Origin of the sequence: Pseudoalteromonas sp. SG45-1, from assembly GCF_014164135.1 — a bacterium.
In the GTDB taxonomy this organism is placed as follows: domain Bacteria; phylum Pseudomonadota; class Gammaproteobacteria; order Enterobacterales; family Alteromonadaceae; genus Pseudoalteromonas; species Pseudoalteromonas distincta.
Map to the genome: position 1 here is coordinate 12892 of NZ_JACJEP010000021.1, position 20436 is coordinate 33327.

Below are 20436 nucleotides of genomic sequence, written 5' to 3' on the forward strand. Positions count from 1 at the left end.
TACTGGCATACCACGCTAAATACTTTGGCAATGTACCAGTCACTGACGAGAGCTTGGCACAGGCGCTTTACCTTGAAACATCACAGCAAGAAAACTTTGTAACAGCCGTAAATAACGGTATTTGCACAGCATTAGGCGGCGAGTAATTAATGGCAACACTCAGCAAATTAGACAAGCTTACTTATTCAATCGGGATCATCGATAAGGTGACGGGTCCGGTTAATAAAGTGATGGCTAAAATAAATCAGCTGAGTCAGCAAACTGCCGCTGCACAAGATCAAATGATGCGTGGAGCAACCACGGCCGTGGGTGGCGGTTACGCCCTTGCTAAATCGCTCGCGCCTGCAATTGACCACGTTGCTGCTTTGGGCGAGGTGCAATCACTGGGCGTTACCGACGACGCCTTGCAACAACTGACTAAAACATCTTATAAGTTTGGTTTTCAATTTGGGGGGAACTCGGCCGAGTTCGTCCGCAGTGCTTACGATATTCAATCAGCTATTGCCGGCTTAAATGGGTTTGAGCTATCTGAATTTACCAAAACGTCAAACATACTAGCGGTAGCAACCAAAGCCGACGCAGCCACTATTACCAGCTATATGGGCACCATGTATGGCATCTTCGAAAAGACCGCCAATAAAATGGGCAAAGCGAATTGGGTAAACCAAATCGCAGGGCAAACCGCCACCGCGGTACAGCTTTACAAAACCACCGGTGCAGAAATGCAAGCCGCGTTTTCAAACCTTGGGGCGACCGCGACAAACATTGGCTTAAGCTCAGCTCAACAATTCGCGTTAGTGGGTGAACTGCAATTGGTTGCTAAATCAGGATCAGTGGCTGGCACGCAAGCGGCCTCATTATTACAAGGCATTGGTAAAGCACAAGATGCATTGGGCATAAAATTAACCGCAGATAACGGCGACATGCTAGCAATAGACGTAGTGCTAGGGCGTATTAATAACCGCTTATCCTCACTGGGTTCTGTAGCGCGTGGCGATGTACTTACTCAAATATTTGGTAAGCAAGGTGCAAAAGCCGTTGATGTATTGAGTACCAAAGTCGATAAGCTAAAAGACGGCATCACCGTTTTTGAAAACGTGCAAGATAGCTCCAAAGCAATCGAAATGGCTAATATTATTGCCAGCCCTTGGGATAGATTAGGCGGTTCGTTTAATGCGGCCGCTACGGCAATGGGCAGTCGTTTATTACCCGTTGTTGAACCCTTTATAGAATTACTCGCTGCAGGCTTTGCGGGTATTGTCTCGTTAACTGAGCGCTTTCCGATTTTATCCAGTGTGATTGCAACACTTGTAGTGGGCATTGTGGCGCTTATCTCTATTTATGGCGTGGTCATGTTCATGATGGGCCTGTACAAAATGGCGCTGATAACAAGTAGTGCGCTCACAATGGGTTTAACAGTGATAACTAAATTATGGCAAGGCGCACTTATTGCGTTGCGTGTATTGGGCTTTTTATCACTCATTGCAACGATGGGCGCGGCGGCCATTGCCATGGGTACATTTAAAGCGGTTATGCTTGCAGGCCAAGCGGCTACATGGTTATTCAATGCAGCGCTTTGGGCAAACCCAATTACGTGGATAGTGGCGGGTGTTATTGCGCTCATCGCGGCGGTTGGTGCGCTTATCTATTACTGGGATGACTTAGTGGCTGCGTTTCAAAATACCGCATGGGGGAAAGTATTAATGGCGGTGTTTGATAGTGTGAAAGCGGCCTTTAATGGGGTGATTGATAGCGTAAAATGGGTGCTCGAAAAGCTCGGCCTGATTGACGATACCGAGGCAAAAATAAAAACAGAAGCGACCTCAACACACGAAAACATTAACCGTGCTCAGCCTAGCAATTTAGTCATGCAAAATGCAGATCAAGCGTTCAGCCGCGACTACGGCCAAGCTGTGATCAACAAAGCCGCCCAAGTACCAGGCAATAAAGCCAGCACTAACTATGGTGCGGTGAATGATGTTACGTATTTGAGTCGAACGCAGTTAAACGAAGGTCAAACTAACAATGCTATTAACTCAACATTGCAAAGCAGTAATGCCATTGAGCAAACAAATAGCGCGTTGGCACAAACGAACACATTAAATAACCGCTATGTAAGTTCAACTGTGGCGAATAGATTAACCAATATCGCGCCTGTAAATACTGCTATTAATAACGATGTTTCAGCAAACGATGCTGCTTTTTTTACTAGCGCAACAACGCATAGTGTAGTTAACCCTGCATTACAAAATAGTATTGCTACAAACCAAACAAATAAGGTTTTGGCACAAACCAGCGCAGTAACCATGGCTGCAAACGATGCTGCTTATTCAACAACGGGCAGCATCAATAACAGCGCTACTAACTCATCATTACAAAGCAGCCCAGCTACACATAGCGATGTTGGCCACAATGCACAATCAACACAGTTCGTAACACAATCAGCGATAGAAAATGGCAATACACGCACAGCTAATCATTTTACTAACGCGGCCAATTCATCTGTTTATAGTCAAAAATATGAACAACTCGCCCGCTTTAATCAAGGTGCAGCGCCATTACAACGATTGCCAATGGTCAAAACAGATCAGGCAATTACTAACACAGCGAACGCGTACAGCGTTGAGCAGTTAAATACTGAGCAACAACACACGAATAGCTATAAAGCCAAAGTACAAAAATCAGCGTTTTTACAAAGCCTAACGAGCAGCACCAGCCAGAGCAGTTCAAGCGAGAGCGATAACAGCAAGCGTGTGCACATAGACAACTTAACGATTAAATCTGACGACTTAGCGCAAAGCTTTGAACAAATGATGGAGCTAGCAAGCTGATGAACTTTGATATTGCACTGCACATAGATTTAGCCGTTGAGGATAATGATTTTGTACTTAATGACTCGCTGACACCCAGTACATTAAGTAAATCGAATGTGGTGGCGCAAGATATAAAGCATCGAATTTTAGAAAGCGGTTTACTCATAAAGCTGATTGGTCTGCGCAATAAAAACGGCATAGCGCCCATTTTAACCGAGCTCGAATTACTAACCGAGCAAGACAATCGGATTAAGCCTGGCACTATAAAAGTGTACCGAAATGACGAAGGCACATTAAGTATCACCGCGCAAACGCGCCAATACGGGAGCCTACAAAGTGGACTTTAAAACCCTAATGCAAAATGCAGGTTTGCCAATGGATGAGCAAACAGCGCAAGCGCAGTGGCAAGCACAGTTAAAAGAGCAAAACATACAAGTTGCCAACAATTCACCCTTTGGCCCATTTTGGCGAACCGTTGAAGCGTTGCTAACAAAGCCCGTCGTGCAGCTGTTTAATTGGCTAGCAACGCAGCTAATGCCTGACTTATTCATTATGACAGCAAGCCGAGCTGCACTGATTGAACGCCATGGCCCTGCACGTAATGTGTTTATTCAAGCGGGCGTAAAAGCACAGGGATTATTAACGTTTACACGCGAAAGCGACGAGGGCGAAAGTTCCATTGTGGCAGGAACCGCAGTGGTAACCGATGTGCTAGGCGATAAAGTGTATAAGCTTATACTTTTACAAGATGTGTATTTTGAACAAGGGCAACGCACTGCGTATGCATTGGCTGAAGCCTATGAAACCGGTGCAGCTTATAACTTACCCGAAGAGGCTTACCGATACTTTACTGAGCAACAAGAAGGGGTCACCGTAACCAACAATGATGATTGGTTAATTAAGCCAGGCTCTGATGACGAAGACACTGAGCATTATCGACTACGCATTCGTAACGTATTTGGTACTGCATCCCGCTGGCATATCAATGCTGTATACAAACAAATTATTGCTAGCTTTGCTGTACCAATAGATAACATTGAAATACTAACCAATGCACCACGTGGACCAGGCACGGCTGATGCGTATATTTACTTAGATATTGGCCCTGTACCAACAGCACTATTGAGTGCCATTAACCAACATATTCGTACCGCAGGTCACCATGGTTTAGGGGATGACTTTATGGTTTACGCTATGGCAACCAACGGGTTTGATATCAACGCAACCTATAAGTTACATGACAACAGCCACGCTATTCAAGACGACTTAACCACGTTTATAAAAGCCGCATTTCGTCAAAATGCAGCGTATGCACCCACACGCGTAACGCATCAAACTGTGTTCAGCATTAGCCAATTAATAACACAGTGCCATGAACAATTTAGTGAACTGCAGTCAATCAAGTTTGATATTGACGACATAACTGCAGCCAACTGGTTACCGGTACTTACATCATTAACCGTTAATGAGGTTGCAAATGGCTAATGAAATCGCGACCTGGCTCAATAAAGGTTACGCCGAAAAACTTGTAAAAGCGGCCACAGGTTACTGGGAGCAATCGCGCGACTATGTTATGTGGGCAGTGAACCAAAAAGACGAGTTAAAAAATGAAGAGCCTGTATTAGGGTTCCTGGCATGGGAGCGGCTAACTACCCGACTAGATGATGAACCCATAGAGCTATACAGAAAACGCGTACAGCATGCATTAGTTAATACTATTGACGCTGGCGAAATGGCATCCGTAAGAAGTATTTTCGACCGCTTAGGGTTAGAAGTACTCAATGTGCGTGAGCGCATTGATGGGCGGGATTGGGACATTATTGCCATTGATATGTCTGACTCAACGCTTGCAGGCAACAACGATTTATTACCCGAACTTATTCAGCTGTATGGGCGAACGTGTAGGCGCTATGAATTAACCGTGCATAACAAAGCTGATGTATCACTGAGCTTAGGATTAACGCACGTACAGTGGGATAGCTGTCACATTGATCACCCACTGCATTTAGCCGCACAAAATAAAGCGCTGCAACAATACAGTTACGGTTTTACTGATTTGCAAAATGAAAGTTGCGAAGCGCCACTGTGTGCAGTTACGCACGATGTAAAACACGTATTGCCATTCGAGCAGTTATATCAATTTCTAGGGTGTGACAACCTTGTAAGTAATACACATCCCCAAGCAATCACCACCGATGTACAGCATGTTATTGCCGCACATCATCACTATGGATTTTTAAGTAAAGAGGGCGGTGTAAGTATCGCCAAGGAGCCACTATGACCCAAGCGATCACCGGCATTATGACCAACGCCGGCAAAAGTTACATCACAACCCGCGCGCTGCAAAACTCAGGGCTCGATGTTAAAGAATTAGTGTTAGCAAACATTCCTAATTTAAATGAAAGCGCAGAGCGTAACCCCAATGAAAGCATGCCTAGCACACTGCAAATTGTGTATAGGCGCAATATTGATACGTCAGGCTATGTTGATTCAAATACCGTGGCATGGGCCGTCATACTTGAGCAGGACGTTGGCGACTTCGACTACAACTGGATTGGATTAGTAACACAAGACGGTACATTGCTAGCGATTGATTACTTGCCATTACAACGCAAGCGCCAGGGCGTAAACAATGTACACAACCGCTCGTTTGTATTGAAGTTTGCAGCGGCTGCGGCATTAGCGCGGATCACCATCCCTGCACAATCGTGGATGTTTGATTACAGCCCACAAATTGATGCAATTAACACACATTTAGCCAGTATTGTGACAAGCCAAGTTAAATCCATGACACGTCATGTAAAACAAGTACTTAAGGAAAATAGCATATGAATGAATCAGATTTAGGTCGCGTTGTTGACGCATGTGAACAACTAACCGATGCCGTAGAAAAACACTCTGCGACTATAAGTGAAAGAGTAAGCACTGTGTCGCAGTCGATTTTAAATAATTTGTCAGGCGATAGAGATGTTACTTTTTACGTTGATGTTAATGGCAGTAATGCAAATTCAGGCTCGAGTACGGAGCCATTTCAAACGTTATTGCATGCTTTAAACATAATTCCTGCCGGGAAGTCTGCAACGATAAAATTATCAAGATCACAAAAGCATGTGGTTGATGGCAATGTAAATTGTTATGCAAGTAAGGTAATTATCGTACCTGATAGCAAAAATATTGATCAGTCTAAAAGCATAGATATTGACGAGACGACACCTGAAATTATCTTCCTCAGTGGAAGTGTCTTTTTTTATGGGAACTTGTTATTGGGATATTTTAAACAGTCTTTAGTTATTAATGCAAAGTTCGACAAGTATGGAGGCATCAGTTTTTGGGGTGGCGGGGCTGTGATCATTGCACGAAGTAAGGTTATTGTAGATTTAGAAAGTGCAGAGCAAGGGGTATTCGGTGGTGACTTAAATTACCTACTCCCAACTAAAATTGGTCTAAGAGAAGTCGAATTTGAGCTATTAAATGGTTATTTATCTTTGAATGGGACCTCAGTACTGGCTAATACGTTATGGGGGGTGAATTACATTAATGAACTCGTCAATGAGCCTACGGTTCAAAATACAATTACCAATATTCCTTATGCACCGGAGTAATTATTTATGTTATTAAGCGGAACGTTAAACGGTAAAAAAGTCTGTAATATTGAAGCAAGCTCAGATTTAATTACAGAAGTTCAGAAGGTTGAGCTTCAAAAATCTGTCGATAGATTATGTCTCCGTAAAAAGAGAAATGCACTTATCTCGAAATATGACTGGACACAAATGCCGGATGCGCCTTTAACCCAAGAGCAGAAAGTTGCGTGGTCAGAGTATCGCCAAGCATTACGAGATTTACCTCAAAAGTTCGAAAATATACACGATGCGGTATGGCCTGTTACACCTAATGCATAACATTGTACTTTGTTATCACCAAACAGCCGCCCCTTGCTCAATGCAAGCGGGCGCGCAGTTACTTGCATTAGCGATCGAGGACGTGTCGCGAACTGATAAACCCACACGCTTTAATGGTTTGCTGCTATCAGTGAGCGCAAATGACCCAGCATCATTAGCTAGCAAATTAAAAACAATAAACGAATACTGCCCAATACCTGAGTTTATTAGCTGTGCTCAATACGGCCAAAGTCAAAGCGCATTAGAGCAAACTCAGCTCATAGCCTATGACGGCCAAAGTATCGAATGGCAAATAAACACATTGCAAAACTTAACGCCAATACGTGAGCAACAAATAGCGGACGAAATTGCTACTGTAAACGACAGTGGCAAGCAATTAATAAACACCATTGACGATGCATTGACTCAAACCATTGAGCTAAAAACAGCACGCGACGAGCGATTAAATCAGGCGAAATTTACTGCCCAAAGTAGTGGGGTCGATATGCAATTAATTACAGCCGGTACAGCAAAGCAGCTAGCCGACTCAGTTGCTAGCAAAGGCAATGAGCATAACTATTGGGCAATGTGTTTGTTTGTTGGCGAACCAAGCGAGCTTAATCATATTGAAGAGGTGTTATGAGCATATCGTTAGATGGCTGGAATATCCCCGGGTATGAAACGCGGGTCAATGCTGGTATTAAATTAGCCGGTGGCGATATGTCAGGCATGGGGAGTTTTGCGCTCATTAGCGATCAAGGTGTTAAGCCTGGCATGTTAACTGTGAGCACTAAAATACCGCTTAATGAAGAGGGGGCTTTAGCATTGCTTATTAGCAAAGCGAAAGCACTTGATGAAAACGGTGCCCGTATTATTTACACAATTAATAATGCATTGGCAGAGGCTTATAAAATACGTAAAGCCAAATTTGATGGCGAGGTAAAGGCTGTAGAACTTGAAGAAAAGCGCGCATGGCAAATCACCTTTAAACTTATTGAAGTACAGTCCGTATCAGAGCGTGAGCAACAACAGCTAGATGGTACAGCAAACCAAAATGCACAGTCGCAAGCGGTCACTTCAAATAACGATGTACAAAGTAAATTTGCAGCGGTGGAGGGGCCATGAATACTCGCCTATCTGATACGCTAACCATTGGAGGTAAACCAGTAACGAGCGTCGTTACTAAAAGTGTACAACTTGATATAGCCAGCACTGGTCGCGCAAAGTTTGAAATAGTGACAGAGCAAGTGCCAAGCGGATTAGTCGAGCTGCATTTAGGTTACACGCTAGATAATATGATCCCGTACTTTCTCGGCGTTATCGAATCAAAACACCAGGCAAACGGCCGTTGGTATTTAACTTGTCGCGAATTACTCGGCGCATTAAGTTTCACTGCCCCCCTTGCAGTTCGCCATGCAACAATCAAAGCTGTGCTTGATGAATTGGCAAAGCTCGGTGTTGAATTTGTGACACCTGAAAACGTCGGCTATTTAAATAAAACAATACCCGCGTTTTATCATAGCGGCGCAGGTATTGAAGCGCTAAAGCAAATAGGCAAAGCATGGGGCATTAGTGATTTTATATTTCAACAACGCCCCGATGGCAAAATATTTGTAGGCAGTTGGCACGACTCCCGCTGGCCGCTTGCAGCAATAAACGATTTTCCAGAGCATACAATAACAGCCCAAAGCTCAACTACCGGTGAGTTGATCGCCATTCCAAAATTAAGACCAGGCATACAGCTAAACGGGCGTCATATTACCGAAGTAACCTTAATTAATAACAGGATGCACATACGATGGTCAAACAAGCCATTAAACGCCTAATACAGCGCTACTTTCCAGAGTTAAACGAGCGTAAACACCTGCCGCAACTTGCACGTATCGAAAAAATATACGACCTACCAAGTGACGCCGCAGCAATCAGCACCGCGTTTAGGCCTCTAAAAGCGGCCGACGTACAGCTATTAAACCCGCTCACAAATGAGCCATTAGCCGTGCCTGTATTTGAGCAAGTAACACTCGGGACAGGGCAAGCATCCGATCACGGTTTGTTGAACGAACCTATGCCAGGCATGCAGTGTTTAATACAATACATTGATGGCCTAAACAGCCATCCCGTCATCACCAGTTTATTACCATGGCAAAGTTTAGTGCCAGAGCACAAACGCACCGATGTTACGCTACAGCAAAACGGCTGCAGCAAAATACAAGGCCGCGACGGCAACTGGCACACCACAACTGATGGCGATATAACCCAAACCAGCGATATCACAAAAAGAAAATCGCGCAACTGTTTAGAAAATCATCATGAACGCAATACCAATATAGCCATGCACGACACATTAAAAATAGACGGCAACCAAATAACCGAAGTCATGGGTGCCCTGAAAACAGTAGTAGGTGAAAAAGCATTAATTGTAGCTTTAGAAGGGCTGTTACTTGGTAGTAAAAAACAGGTAGATATTGAAGCCACCGAAAACATGAACCTAACCACACTAAAAACCCTCCACGCTAAATCCACAGAACTAGCAAAGGTCGAAGGAAAAACAGTTTGGTTGGGTGACAGTTCAGTAAACGTGGCTAAAGTACTTCTTGATTTAATAAGTCTGGTTAAAGACATAAACCAAAGTTTAGAAACTCACGGCCATAAAGATCAGGGAGCAGGGCCTCCAATAACAAAGGGTGCATTTACAGGCCACAAATCAACAGCAAGTGATTTGAAAAGTATATTAAAGCCAATTGTGGAGTAGTTTAGTTACCTGCGGTGAAATCCATTCAAAGGTATTTATTCCATGGTAAGTATCCAGCTTTCGAAGCATTTGTATGTAAATCATCTATTTTAGAAATTAAACTTTCAAGAGAATCGAAATCGTTATGTATCTTAAATTTGAGATTCGAAAATATCTCTTTATTTCTATCTTCTAACTTTTTAATACTCTTTTTGCTGGGTAAATTAGTTGACTTCTCAGAGTTACATTCTCTGCATGCAGCGACTAGGTTCCAAATTTTGTGCTCGAGTACGTACTCCCAAGGAATAAAATGATCTTTATCATATTTTTCTAACTTAGTTTCACAATAAAAGCATGTGTAACGGCCTAATAATTGCGTTTCTTCTTTAAATAAGTCATTTATAAATTTACTGAATGGAGGTCTTTTTATGTTGAATTTGGACTTATCAATCAAGTTAGGTTGTACATTATATTTTTCAAGAAAACTTGCTAAACCTAGCTGTACAATTTTAGTGAATATTTTATTTTCTTTTTTTATCGTTAAAAATGCATCTTTATTTAAAATTATTATTTCTTTCTTTCTATTCCATTCATAGAAGTAACCTTTGCCAGCTTTATGATCACTTCCTTTGTTATCAAAATTAAATCTAGAGATAGGATTCCCTAAAATTGATATGATAATTTTTTTATTTGACAACAACTGTTGCACAACCTCCTTGTGATCCTTTTTAAGTTTGCGATATGAAATAGAATAAAGTGAGCTTCTTAAATTTTCATCTATATCTAAATCGAGAAATATTTTATTTAAAAGAGGTTTTTTTTCATGGCTAATCGAATGATTTAGTTTATATCTATTAAGGTGGTTCCAATAAAATTCGACGAAAATATTGATTAGATAGTCGTAACTAATCACGTTTGTTTTTTCTAAATCTGTATTTTTTGAGAATTCAAGTAATGCAATTGCTAGCACAAATTTATAGCTATTATTGTTACCTTTTAATGAACGGTCCCACTTATTTAAAACATCAAAGCTTGTATCCATTTTTTTAACCTAATTTTATGTAAAACCTTACGAAATTATAAATTAATTTAATTACTGTGCGTCAAAAGTTTGAATTGTGTATATATATGTGTATAAAAAATTTAAATTTTATTTTTTATTTCTTTATAAACAGATAGTTGAAGTTATTATATCGTAGTCGTGCCAATAGATTGTTGCTTGATTTTGCTCTTGATATGCCATGCTGAAAACCCTGAGTAGTTAACTTAAAAGCGCTTAAATACGCGCCAAGTTACTAAAATAATGAATTATTTAGATTATGGCATATGGGCGAGGGAGTTTATAGGTTTGGGTGATAAATGAGGTTACGTATATTCCTAGTCGAAAGTAATTTTTTTACAATTTTAATCTGAGGTAAGATATGAAGTAAGAATATTCAAAAAGATACTTAAGGAAGATTGCATCTTTTGAGGTTTAGAGCATTGTGAAAGTTGCGTGATCAAATATTTGTTTCAAGTAATGGTGAAGTTTAATTAAATTATGACTTATAAAACAACAATACAAATCCTTTTCTTACTTTTATTATCTAATAATGCATTAGCTAAATTGACTGTCGTCAAAGTAAATGGCTTTGACGTTGAATACGAGCTAGGTGGTAAAGGTAAACATACTATTTTACTCGAAGCGGGTGGTTCTGCTGGTTTAAGTGATTGGGACCCGATTTTTGAATCACTTACCAAGCACGCTAAAGTTATACGGTATTCTCGTATTGGTAATGGCGGCTCTGCACAAATAAAGAAAAACTATAGCTCAGAAGAATATGCAGCTGAGGCTGCGTTATTACTCAAAACACTGAAAATAGAAGAGCCTGTTGTGTATGTTGCGCACTCTTATGGTGCTTATATTGCGCGTGTATTTGCTGCGACATACCCTAATCAGATTAAAGCGTTGATTTAATTGAGCCTGCATCAGAACACGATGTAGATATTATGCGCGCGATTGATTTGCCACGCGCTGAAAAAGAAATTGCAGCAATAAAGCTCGACGATATAAAAAATGGAATGTCGAATCAGTATTTAGATTTTTGGGCAAAACGTCCACTGCCCGATTATCCACAAATTGCTGACATACCCGTGACAGTAATTGCCTCAGTTAAAAAGTATAAAAAGCCATCTGTATTATTTTTTACCGACAAAGCGCGTGAAATGTGGGGCGACTTACATTCAAAGTGGGCTAATGCATTTCCTCAAGGTGAAATAGTAATAACAAATAAGAGCTATCACTATCCGCAAAATGATGAGCCAGAAATGGTTGTAGCCCAAGTAGTTAAGTTGCTTGAACGTACTAAATAAGGTGTGGGTTTGGTTGCTGATTGTATAAATACCAATTGCCGTAAATTAGTAATTTGGCATTAGACTAAAGTCTATAGGTTAGATTTATTCACTTATTAGGTTTGTTTTAATCGTTTGTCGGTTTTGTGTTAATTCTCTAAAGTTCAGTTGTCGGCAACAAGTACGACTTAACCAACAGGACTACGACCATGAAACTTACTCTTATCAAAACTATCGCTCTTAGCTCACTACTTACATGTTCAGCTGCTGCAATGGCTGAGCAAAGTGATTACAAATTAATGGTTATTGAAACTGCAACAGCGCCACAGCCACTTGAGCAATCATTTAATAGCTGCGCACTGAATGTTAAGTCAAAAAATTACGCTGAAGCTGAAGCAATTTGTACTAAAGCAATTGCACTTTTAAAAGACGCAGATGGCCCTAAATTTAAAGTGCGCCAACTTACATCGTTTGCATTAAGCAACCGTGGTGTTGCACGTTTAAAAGCGAATAACGACACTGCTGGCCTTGCTGATTTATACGAAGCAAATGAAATGTCTAAAAGTGCAATGGTATCGCATAACTTAACTCGCGCTAAAGAAGACTTATCTTTGATAAGCGCTTTATAAAATACTTATAAAAGTATGATATAAAATAGCGAGAGTAAAAAAGCCCATGTTAGGTTAATTCCTAACATGGGCTTTTTTGTTTTATTTTACGCGTGAGTTAATACTTTAAATACGTTAACAGAGTAGGGTGTGTATTTATAATTAATATTTTGGGTATGCTTGTTTAGGCTACACGAATATAATACGAGATAACCGTATAAAAAATAATAACCCTTTTGCTTTACTTGTTTTGAGCAAGGCATCATTAAATAAATATTGAGATTTAAACCATGGCACCAGGAACCAGCCTAAGCGTACTTGAAATAAGTGCGATATTTTTATCGATTACCGCGTTACTCACCTATGTAAACCATCGCTTTATTGGCTTGCCAACAACCATTGGCGTTATGGTTATTTCGATGCTTTTGTCTATCGGCGCTATATTTTTGGGTTTTTTAGGGTTTGATGATCTTATAGATTACGAAGTGAGCTTGCTCGATCAGTTAGATTTTACTGAAGTTTTGCTCGATGGCATGCTCTCTATGCTGCTGTTTGCTGGGGCGCTGCATGTAAATGTTAGCGATTTAAGGCGCTATAAATTACCAATAGGTATTTTGGCCTGTGTTGGTACGTTGCTATCTACGGTTATTATTGCTGAGGCGCTTTATTTAGTACTACCTTTGCTTGGTTTTGATTTAGCGTTTATTTGGTGTTTACTGTTTGGTGCATTAATTTCGCCAACCGATCCGATTGCGGTAATGGGAATTTTACAATCTGCGGGTGCGCCTAAAAGTATTGAAACCGTGATTGCGGGTGAATCGTTGTTTAACGACGGTATTGGCGTGGTTATTTTTGTGCTTTTATTGGGTGTTTTATCAAGTGGTGATATTCCTACAACTTATTATGTAGCACACACGCTGGCGGTTGAAGCCGGTGGCGGTATTGTTTTTGGTTTGGTATTAGGTGGTATTTTATATTACTTACTTAAAAGTATTGATAGTTACCAAGAAGAAGTACTACTTACTTTAGCGGGCGTTATTGGTGGCTATGCACTGGCTAGCCATTGGCATTTGTCGGGCCCGCTTGCAATGGTAATGATGGGGCTAATGGTGGGCAATCATGGTCGTAGTATGGCTATGAGCGATAAAACACGCCATTACGTTGATTTGTTTTGGGAGCTAATTGACGAAATTTTAAATGCCATTTTATTTGTACTCATAGGGCTTGAAGTCGTCATGATTGCATTTTCGAGTAATTTGTTTATTGCTGGTGGCTTAACTATTTTAATAGCATTACTCGCACGTTTAATCGTTGTGGGTATAACAACCACTACATTTAATAAGCAATTAGAGTTGCCATCTGGCGCATGGAAAGTTTTAACCTGGGGTGGCTTGCGTGGTGGTATTTCGGTTGCATTGGTATTGCAATTACCTGATGGGAACGAGCGCGATATTTTATTGGCTCTCACTTATGCGGTTGTGGTGTTTTCTATTTTAATTCAGGGTTTGAGTATTGGTAAAGTAGCCAAAACTATCCGTTAAATATAATTTTTTAAAAAGCGTGTGAAATAGCTGTATTTCACACGCTTTTTATTTTTCTTATAAGAAAAGGGCAATTAAAACGTAAAACTGAGCTGCACACCGCTGTAAATATGTTCTTGTGCTTCCCAGTAGTCGCCATCTATTTGGCGTGCTCGGGTAAATACTTCTATTTTAAATGGCTTAAAGTGATAACCCGCACCTATACCTGCGTAGCCGTCTATGTCGTTGTTCGATTTTTCTATTTGGTAGGTGTTATCGCCTCTATCGTTTTTAAAGGCGAGTTCGAACAGATCTAAGCCAAGCTCGGCGTATATAAAAAAGTCATTAAAATAACCAAGCTTCATGCCGTTGTCCCACGTTATAAATTCTTCTTGCTCGCCTTGTTTATTATCGATTACTGCCGCGCCAATTGCGCTTGTAAAAACAACACCAAAGTTACTGTAATTTTGCTTAACCATCATTTCTACACCTGCAGATGTAATGCTGCTATCGCCATTAAATTCTGATTTTATAAACATACCGGTGTTAGGCATGTCATTACCGAGCAAAAGCCTTGCGTTAGCATTTTGGCTAAATGATAAAAGCGTGCTTAATAAAACAAAAAGAGGAAGTATGTGTTTCAAAAAAGTTAACCCATTAATGATGAAAAGTTACCAGAGCTGCAATTATAAATACATGACTTAGTATTGCATGTAATTAAATGTATAAATTTGTTTGATAGTTACTCAGCTATGCCAAAGTAAGGTGTTTAAAATAAAACCAACTAAAAAAAAGCATAAATAATTATATACATTTTAAAACGTAAAGTAGCGATTTTAGGCACAATTATTGGTGCGTAAGTTCTTTAAATATATAGAAAAAGTTTAAGCGTATTAGACTAAGGTCTATAGGTTAATTTTCTTCACTTATTAGGTTTGTTTTAATCGTTTGTCGGGGTTGTGTTAATTCTCTAAAGTTCAGTTGTCGGCAACAAGTACGACTTAACTTACAGGAAATTAATCATGAAATTTACACTTATCAAAACTATCGCTCTTAGCTCACTATTAACATGTTCAGCTGCTGCAATGGCTGATCAAAGTGATTACAAATTAATGGTTATTGAAACTGCAACAGCGCCACAGCCACTTGAGCAATCATTTAATAGCTGCGCACTAAATGTTAAGTCAAAAAATTACGCTGAGGCTGAAGCAATTTGTACTAAAGCAATCGCACTTTTAAAAGACGCAGATGGCCCTAAATTTAAAGTACGCCAACTTACGTCATTCGCATTAAGCAACCGTGGTGTTGCACGCTTAAAAGCGCATAACGATACAGCTGCACTTGCTGATTTATACGAAGCATCAAAATTGTCTAACAGCTCAATGGTATCGCACAACTTAACTCGCGCTAAAGAAGAATTATCGTTATAAAAAACCTTTATAACGTGTTTTATAAAGTGCTTACTAAAGCATAATATAAAATAGCGAGAGTAAAAAAGCCGATGTTGGGTTAAACCCCAATATCGGCTTTTTCGTGCTTATTAACTTTGTATTGTGTTATACCAATCCGCAATAATACATAATCATTTTGCGGGGCTAAACGTGTCGCTACCTGCGTTAAAAAATTCTCATTTAGAACAACCAAATAGCGAATTTTTTGCCTAGCTATCAACACGTTTTTTCATCCTCAAAATAGATCACTTAATTAAGCGAATTGGTATTATTAAAAAATAATAAAACTGTATTCTTTTATTTATGATTTAGTGATTTTTATAGTTTTAACTGATTGTAATTAATGAGTATTTTTATAGGCGTTAGACTAAAGTCTATAGGTTAGATTTATTCACTTATTAGGTTTGTTTTTATCGTTTGTGGTAATTGAGCTAACACTCTAAAGTTAAGTTGTCGGCAACAAGTACGACTTAACTAATTAGGAATATAATCATGAAATTTACACTTTTAAAAACCATCGCTCTTGGCTCATTATTAACTTGCTCAGCTGCTGTAATGGCTAATCAAAGTGATTATAAATTAATGGTTATTGAAGACTCTGTAACTGCAGCACCCGCATTTGAAAAATCATTTAATAGCTGTGCTTTAAATGTTGAAGCAAGAAACTACGAAGAAGCAGAAGCTATTTGTACACAAGCTATTGCATTGCTTAAGCAAAGCCATGGTCCGCGTTTAAAAGTACGTGAACTTACATCGTTTGCATTAAGTAACCGTGGTATAGCACGTATTAAGGCTCAAAAAGACACTGCTGGTATTTCTGATTTATATGAAGCGGTTCAAATTTCTAAAAACTCACTTGTAACACATAACTTAACTCGCGCTAAGAAAGAGTTATCTTTATAAGAATGCTTGTATAAAGCGCTTATAATTTAGCGAGAGTATAAAAGCCCATATTAGGTAGCACCTAATATGGGCTTTTTTGTATGTTTGAATAACCGTAGTTACCTATAAACACACTTCTTTTAATAAAACAGTTTTACTGAATAATAGTGTTTTTAAAGGTGATTTTTAGAGCCTTACGTTACTAATTTATATTGGTAAGTACTTGTTACCTAAAACATAGATCTATAAATATAGAAACATAGGTAAAAATATAGTTTTTTAGCATGATTTAACTGTGCAGTAAAACGGGATTGTTTTATTTAAACTGTTGTTTTTAAATAATAATAAAACCTAATGTCTTTGACTTTAGTCTGTTTTTATTTAAAAATCGAAGTAATATATATTTTATAGCATTGACACCACGTGGATGCTAATCACTGTTTTGTGATGAATAGCTAGATATGACTTTTGTTTTATTTTTAGTCCCACCTCAATATTACTAAAAATTAAACAGGGAATAGAGTAGTTATTAACTTGCGCAATAAAAATAAAAAGCGCAAATAAAGGGATTTAAAAATGCAATTTAAACTAAAAAAAATAGCTGCCTTGTTATTCGGGGTAGGTATTAGCGTTTCTGTATTTGCCGAAGATATAGAGCTATACGTAAACCATAATGTTGAAACCGACGAAAACCCTCGTGTACTTATTATTTTTGATACTTCAGGAAGTATGAAGACTAAGTTGCCTAATGGTGGACCTAGAAAAATCGATGCTGGTATAAGCGCGATGACCCAATTAGTAAATGATAACAGCTCGATTGATTTTGGTTTGATGCGTTTTAATGGCAATGATGGTGGCTATGTTATGGCTGGCCTAGGCTCCTCACATGACAAAATATTGGGTCAAATAAAAAAGCTGCCTGCTAGCGGGAATACACCTATTACTGAGACCTTATGGGAAGCTTACCTATATATGACTGGGCAGACGGTTTGGTATGGGCAAAATACGGACAAACGAGATACTACGATTGAGAGAGATCAAAGTGGTAGTGATATACCTCGTTATGTTTCTCCTTTTCAACAGGCTGTTGGTGCAGATGAGCGTTGTGATAACTCAATTAGCTTAATATTAATGACTGATGGTGATCCGACACAAGATATTACCCGAAATGATGATATCAAATCATTATACAAATCTACTTTTGGTTCATATCCTAGTACTACAAGTAATAGCTATTTAGCCGCTTTAGCTCAAATAATACACGGTACAAGAGATGTTGAAGTTGACTTGTACGACACCACGCCAGAGGTTGCCGATACGGGGCGAGTTTTTACTATCGGTTTTGGTAGTGGCATGAGCACAAATGGTAAAAAGTTATTAGAAAAAACCGCTTTATTGGGCGGCGGCGAGTACTTACATGCCGATACATCGACTGAACTTTCTGAAGCGCTTAATAATACAATATCGAAAATACGCGAAGTTAACGATAGTTTTTCATCTCCTACGGTAGCAAGTAATAATGTTGACCAAACACGTAGCCGAGAGTCAATTTACTTTGCGATGTTTTACCCAGAAACAGGCGCACGTTGGAGCGGGAATTTAAAAAAACTAAAAGTATCAGGTGCAAATATAGTCGATTCAACTGATAAAATAGCCCTTGATGAAAATGGGTTAATTGATGAGAAAGCGCGAACTTTTTGGCTGCCAACTAATAAGCCTGCAGATGGGAATTTAGTAGCCCAGGGTGGCGTAAATTTACTTTTATCAACTTTAGACCCTGACAGTCGTAAAATTTACATAGATAAAACGGGCAGTATTATTGATTTTACTTTTGATAAAGTACAAACCATTTTAAATTTAGCGACAGGTACAGTTACCGATCTTGCCCCTGATTTGATTCCTAATATCGGGCTAACTTTACAGGAGAGTGATATTAGCTGGGCACGAGGGGTTGATGTTGACAATGAAGATGGTGATAACTCATCAGTAGATCAGCGAATCAATATTTTTGGCGACCCTTTGCATTCAAAGCCGGTATCTATAGATTACGGCGATGGAAGTATTCACATACTTGTTGGTACTAATGCCGGCTTTTTACATATGTTTGAAGACAAAGGCGATACTGTTGAAGAAAAGTGGGCTTTTACACCTGCTGCCTTATTAAAAAACATTCCTGCTTTGCGTAGTAATCTTGCAAATACAAAAGTGTATGGCATGGATGGGCCTATAAGTGTGTTCTTTAATAATAAAGGCTCAAATAGCGAAGGGTTAAACGATGGTGTTATTAGAGCAAGTGATGGTGATGAAGTGTGGGCATTTGCAGGTATGCGCAGAGGCGGTAATAATTACTACGCGCTTGATATAAGTGACCCAAAAAAACCTAAAAAATTATGGAATAAGCCTATTGTTGGTGGCTCAGAAGAATTTAAATATTTAGCGCAAACATGGTCTAAACCTCAAATTGCGTACATTAAAGCCTTTGGTGAGGATCCATTGCTAATATTTGGCGCAGGCTACGATACAAACAAAGATAATGCGATTAGAACAACAGATGAAACCGGGCTAGGTATCTACATTGTTAATGCTAAAACTGGCGAAAAGGTATGGGCGCTGACTCCAGATGAGCATGGTTTTACCGGAGAGCACAGTATTGCAGCGGATGTAACTACGCTTGACTCAGATTACGACGGGTATATTGACCGAATTTATGCAACCGATACAGGTGGTAATATTTGGCGAGTAGATATTCCTAGTGAAGATGAAGGTGATATTACCCATTTTAAACTTGCGGAGCTTGGCAGTACATTAGCGTCGCAAGACAGACGTTTTTTTTACAAACCATTAGTTGCTAGAACGCTGTTTAGTAAAGTTACTAAAACCAATTATGGTGGTGAAATGATCACCACCCGTTTAGATACCCCGTACGACGCAATAGTTATAGGTAGCGGAAATCGTTCAAACCCACTTGCTACTAATGAGCAAGATCAGTTGTATATGATCCGTGATGAAAACACCCTAACAAAAATTTTTACTGAATTTCCAGCCCCAATAGTGCCAGATGATTTAATGAAAATGAATGAAGACCCATTTGGTAACGCACTTGATGACGTTGATAAATTTGTTAACCTTGAAGTTAAGTTAGCCGAATTTAAAGGATGGCGATATGAATTAGGGACGGGCGAAAAGTCCCTTGCTGCAGCAACGGTCGTTGGTGGGGTTGCTTACTTTACTTCCTTTACGCCTGCATCTTCATCATCAACACAAAACCAATGTTCGTTAACGGGTGGCGGTGGTTCGCTTTATGCCTTTCATTTGCATTATGGAACGAAGGTTTATGACGATGTGAAATTTGCAACAAGTAATGATGTACCAGATACACCGAAACTATTTTTTGGGGAAGGCCCGTCGTGTGCAGATAATGATGCGGATGGTAAGTGCGATTGGGATGATGCAACGGATGTAACGCAAGTTAGTCAGTTTTATTTAATAGGCCCTGGGGTTAAAGGTTCTGATAAGCCGATAAAAGCTATTGAAATACTTGGACCAAATTTAAATGTTGAAGGTGGAAAAGTTAAGCTAGTAAATGGCGCTGAACCAATTGGTTTTGGCTTTAAAACCCAACAAACCTATATTTATAAACGCGAAGAAAACGATACTCAGGCACTTTAGAAACACAATGCAATAAACATAAGCCACCTTAATTAGGTGGCTTTTTAATTTTAAGAGCGAATCAAAAATGCTGATGGTTTGCTTATATAATTGTTTTATAGTTATCGAAGCGCTCTAAACCAACCCATGTGTAATATACATTCGTTTACAAAACTCGGTCATCACTTGAGCCCTTTACTCTAGGCACTTGCAATCCATATTAGTCAATAATAACTGGTGTTAGTTATATTTAATTAACAAATGTAAGAGCTAAATTTAACATGATGTGTCACTATATAGGTACAGGGCATGTTAACTTGTTGCCATCCCCCCATAAAAATTCAATAAATTTCTGTTGTTTAAATTTATACCAACCTGCATAAATCTTTGAGTAATTTAACAAATTAAATTGCACTATAACGTCGTTAAAAATTTTTATTTAGAACGCTAGATACAAAAATTTTTGCCTCGTTCTAGCGTAATTTTCTTAACGTTAAATAGAGCCCATATATAAGCAGATTGGTGTTACTTACTTGTATTAAAATAATTGATAACAATATGATTTTTAATAATA

The 20436-nt window shown here is 39.3% G+C and carries 19 protein-coding genes and 1 pseudogene; 18 read left to right on the plus strand and 2 right to left on the minus strand.

Annotated features, from left to right (window positions below; all coding sequences use genetic code 11):
- Nucleotides 1-2: 2 nt before the first annotated feature.
- The 12 genes from H5117_RS20905 to H5117_RS15720 are packed head-to-tail and all read left to right on the plus strand — an operon-like array spanning nt 3 to nt 9443.
- Entirely contained in the window at nt 3-146 is a 144-nt protein-coding gene (locus H5117_RS20905; protein WP_404936135.1) for a DUF6890 family protein, read from the plus strand.
- Nucleotides 147-149: 3 nt separating this feature from the next.
- Complete coding sequence (locus tag H5117_RS15670) at nt 150-2831, plus strand: phage tail tape measure protein (protein ID WP_182738610.1); 2682 nt, start codon at nt 150-152, stop codon at nt 2829-2831.
- A complete protein-coding gene (locus H5117_RS15675) occupies nt 2831-3160 on the plus strand; it encodes a DUF2590 family protein (protein WP_182738611.1) in 330 nt (109 codons plus the stop codon). Before H5117_RS15670 ends, H5117_RS15675 begins: the two co-directional genes overlap by 1 nt.
- Nucleotides 3150-4298 carry a baseplate J/gp47 family protein gene (locus H5117_RS15680; RefSeq protein ID WP_182738612.1) on the plus strand — a complete coding sequence of 383 codons (1149 nt, stop codon included), beginning with the start codon at nt 3150-3152 and terminating at the stop codon, nt 4296-4298. The genes H5117_RS15675 and H5117_RS15680 overlap by 11 nt, the downstream gene beginning before the upstream one ends.
- Nucleotides 4291-5094: a hypothetical protein gene (locus tag H5117_RS15685; protein WP_182738613.1), complete on the plus strand. Its 804-nt coding sequence runs from the start codon at nt 4291-4293 to the stop codon at nt 5092-5094. The genes H5117_RS15680 and H5117_RS15685 overlap by 8 nt, the downstream gene beginning before the upstream one ends.
- Nucleotides 5091-5645 carry a phage tail protein gene (locus H5117_RS15690; RefSeq protein WP_182738614.1) on the plus strand — a complete coding sequence of 185 codons (555 nt, stop codon included), beginning with the start codon at nt 5091-5093 and terminating at the stop codon, nt 5643-5645. Before H5117_RS15685 ends, H5117_RS15690 begins: the two co-directional genes overlap by 4 nt.
- Nucleotides 5642-6415: a hypothetical protein gene (locus H5117_RS15695; RefSeq protein WP_182738615.1), complete on the plus strand. Its 774-nt coding sequence runs from the start codon at nt 5642-5644 to the stop codon at nt 6413-6415. The genes H5117_RS15690 and H5117_RS15695 overlap by 4 nt, the downstream gene beginning before the upstream one ends.
- 6 nt (nt 6416-6421) lie before the next feature.
- Entirely contained in the window at nt 6422-6712 is a 291-nt protein-coding gene (locus tag H5117_RS15700; RefSeq protein WP_182738616.1) for a tail fiber assembly protein, read from the plus strand.
- Nucleotides 6705-7334 carry a hypothetical protein gene (locus tag H5117_RS15705; RefSeq protein WP_182738617.1) on the plus strand — a complete coding sequence of 210 codons (630 nt, stop codon included), beginning with the start codon at nt 6705-6707 and terminating at the stop codon, nt 7332-7334. The genes H5117_RS15700 and H5117_RS15705 overlap by 8 nt, the downstream gene beginning before the upstream one ends.
- On the plus strand, nt 7331-7816 hold the full coding sequence (locus tag H5117_RS15710; RefSeq protein ID WP_008135615.1) for a hypothetical protein: 486 nt from the start codon (nt 7331-7333) through the stop codon (nt 7814-7816). Before H5117_RS15705 ends, H5117_RS15710 begins: the two co-directional genes overlap by 4 nt.
- On the plus strand, nt 7813-8517 hold the full coding sequence (locus H5117_RS15715; RefSeq protein ID WP_182738618.1) for a hypothetical protein: 705 nt from the start codon (nt 7813-7815) through the stop codon (nt 8515-8517). Before H5117_RS15710 ends, H5117_RS15715 begins: the two co-directional genes overlap by 4 nt.
- Complete coding sequence (locus tag H5117_RS15720; protein ID WP_182738619.1) at nt 8490-9443, plus strand: hypothetical protein; 954 nt, start codon at nt 8490-8492, stop codon at nt 9441-9443. Before H5117_RS15715 ends, H5117_RS15720 begins: the two co-directional genes overlap by 28 nt.
- Nucleotides 9444-9468: 25 nt before the next feature.
- On the opposite strand, the gene H5117_RS15725 is transcribed toward H5117_RS15720, so the two are convergent.
- Nucleotides 9469-10464, minus strand: a complete 996-nt coding sequence (locus H5117_RS15725) for an HNH endonuclease (RefSeq protein ID WP_182738620.1) — start codon at nt 10462-10464, stop codon at nt 9469-9471.
- 498 nt (nt 10465-10962) lie between these two features.
- Between H5117_RS15725 and H5117_RS15730 the strand changes: the two are divergent.
- The 3 genes and pseudogenes from H5117_RS15730 to H5117_RS15740 all read left to right on the plus strand — a co-directional run bounded on the left by H5117_RS15730 (nt 10963) and on the right by H5117_RS15740 (nt 13902).
- Nucleotides 10963-11774, plus strand: a pseudogene (locus tag H5117_RS15730) (alpha/beta fold hydrolase).
- Nucleotides 11775-11962: 188 nt separating this feature from the next.
- Nucleotides 11963-12382, plus strand: a complete 420-nt coding sequence (locus tag H5117_RS15735; protein WP_024600633.1) for a hypothetical protein — start codon at nt 11963-11965, stop codon at nt 12380-12382.
- A gap of 269 nt (nt 12383-12651) precedes the next feature.
- Nucleotides 12652-13902, plus strand: coding sequence for a sodium:proton antiporter (locus tag H5117_RS15740; protein WP_182738621.1), 1251 nt, complete (start codon nt 12652-12654; stop codon nt 13900-13902).
- A 74-nt stretch (nt 13903-13976) separates the two neighbouring features.
- Here the strand turns inward: H5117_RS15740 and H5117_RS15745 are convergent, their stop codons facing one another.
- Nucleotides 13977-14525: a hypothetical protein gene (locus H5117_RS15745; RefSeq protein WP_039488156.1), complete on the minus strand. Its 549-nt coding sequence runs from the start codon at nt 14523-14525 to the stop codon at nt 13977-13979.
- A gap of 378 nt (nt 14526-14903) precedes the next feature.
- Here H5117_RS15745 and H5117_RS15750 point away from each other — a divergent pair, with 378 nt between their 5' ends.
- The 3 genes from H5117_RS15750 to H5117_RS15760 all read left to right on the plus strand — a co-directional run bounded on the left by H5117_RS15750 (nt 14904) and on the right by H5117_RS15760 (nt 19883).
- The gene (locus H5117_RS15750; RefSeq protein WP_002963253.1) at nt 14904-15311 is read left to right on the plus strand and encodes a hypothetical protein; all 408 of its coding nucleotides are present in this window, start codon (nt 14904-14906) and stop codon (nt 15309-15311) included.
- Between the two features lie 513 nt (nt 15312-15824).
- Nucleotides 15825-16235, plus strand: coding sequence for a hypothetical protein (locus H5117_RS15755; protein WP_182738622.1), 411 nt, complete (start codon nt 15825-15827; stop codon nt 16233-16235).
- A 555-nt stretch (nt 16236-16790) separates the two neighbouring features.
- A complete protein-coding gene (locus H5117_RS15760) occupies nt 16791-19883 on the plus strand; it encodes a pilus assembly protein (RefSeq protein WP_182738623.1) in 3093 nt (1030 codons plus the stop codon).
- Nucleotides 19884-20436: the final 553 nt, after the last annotated feature.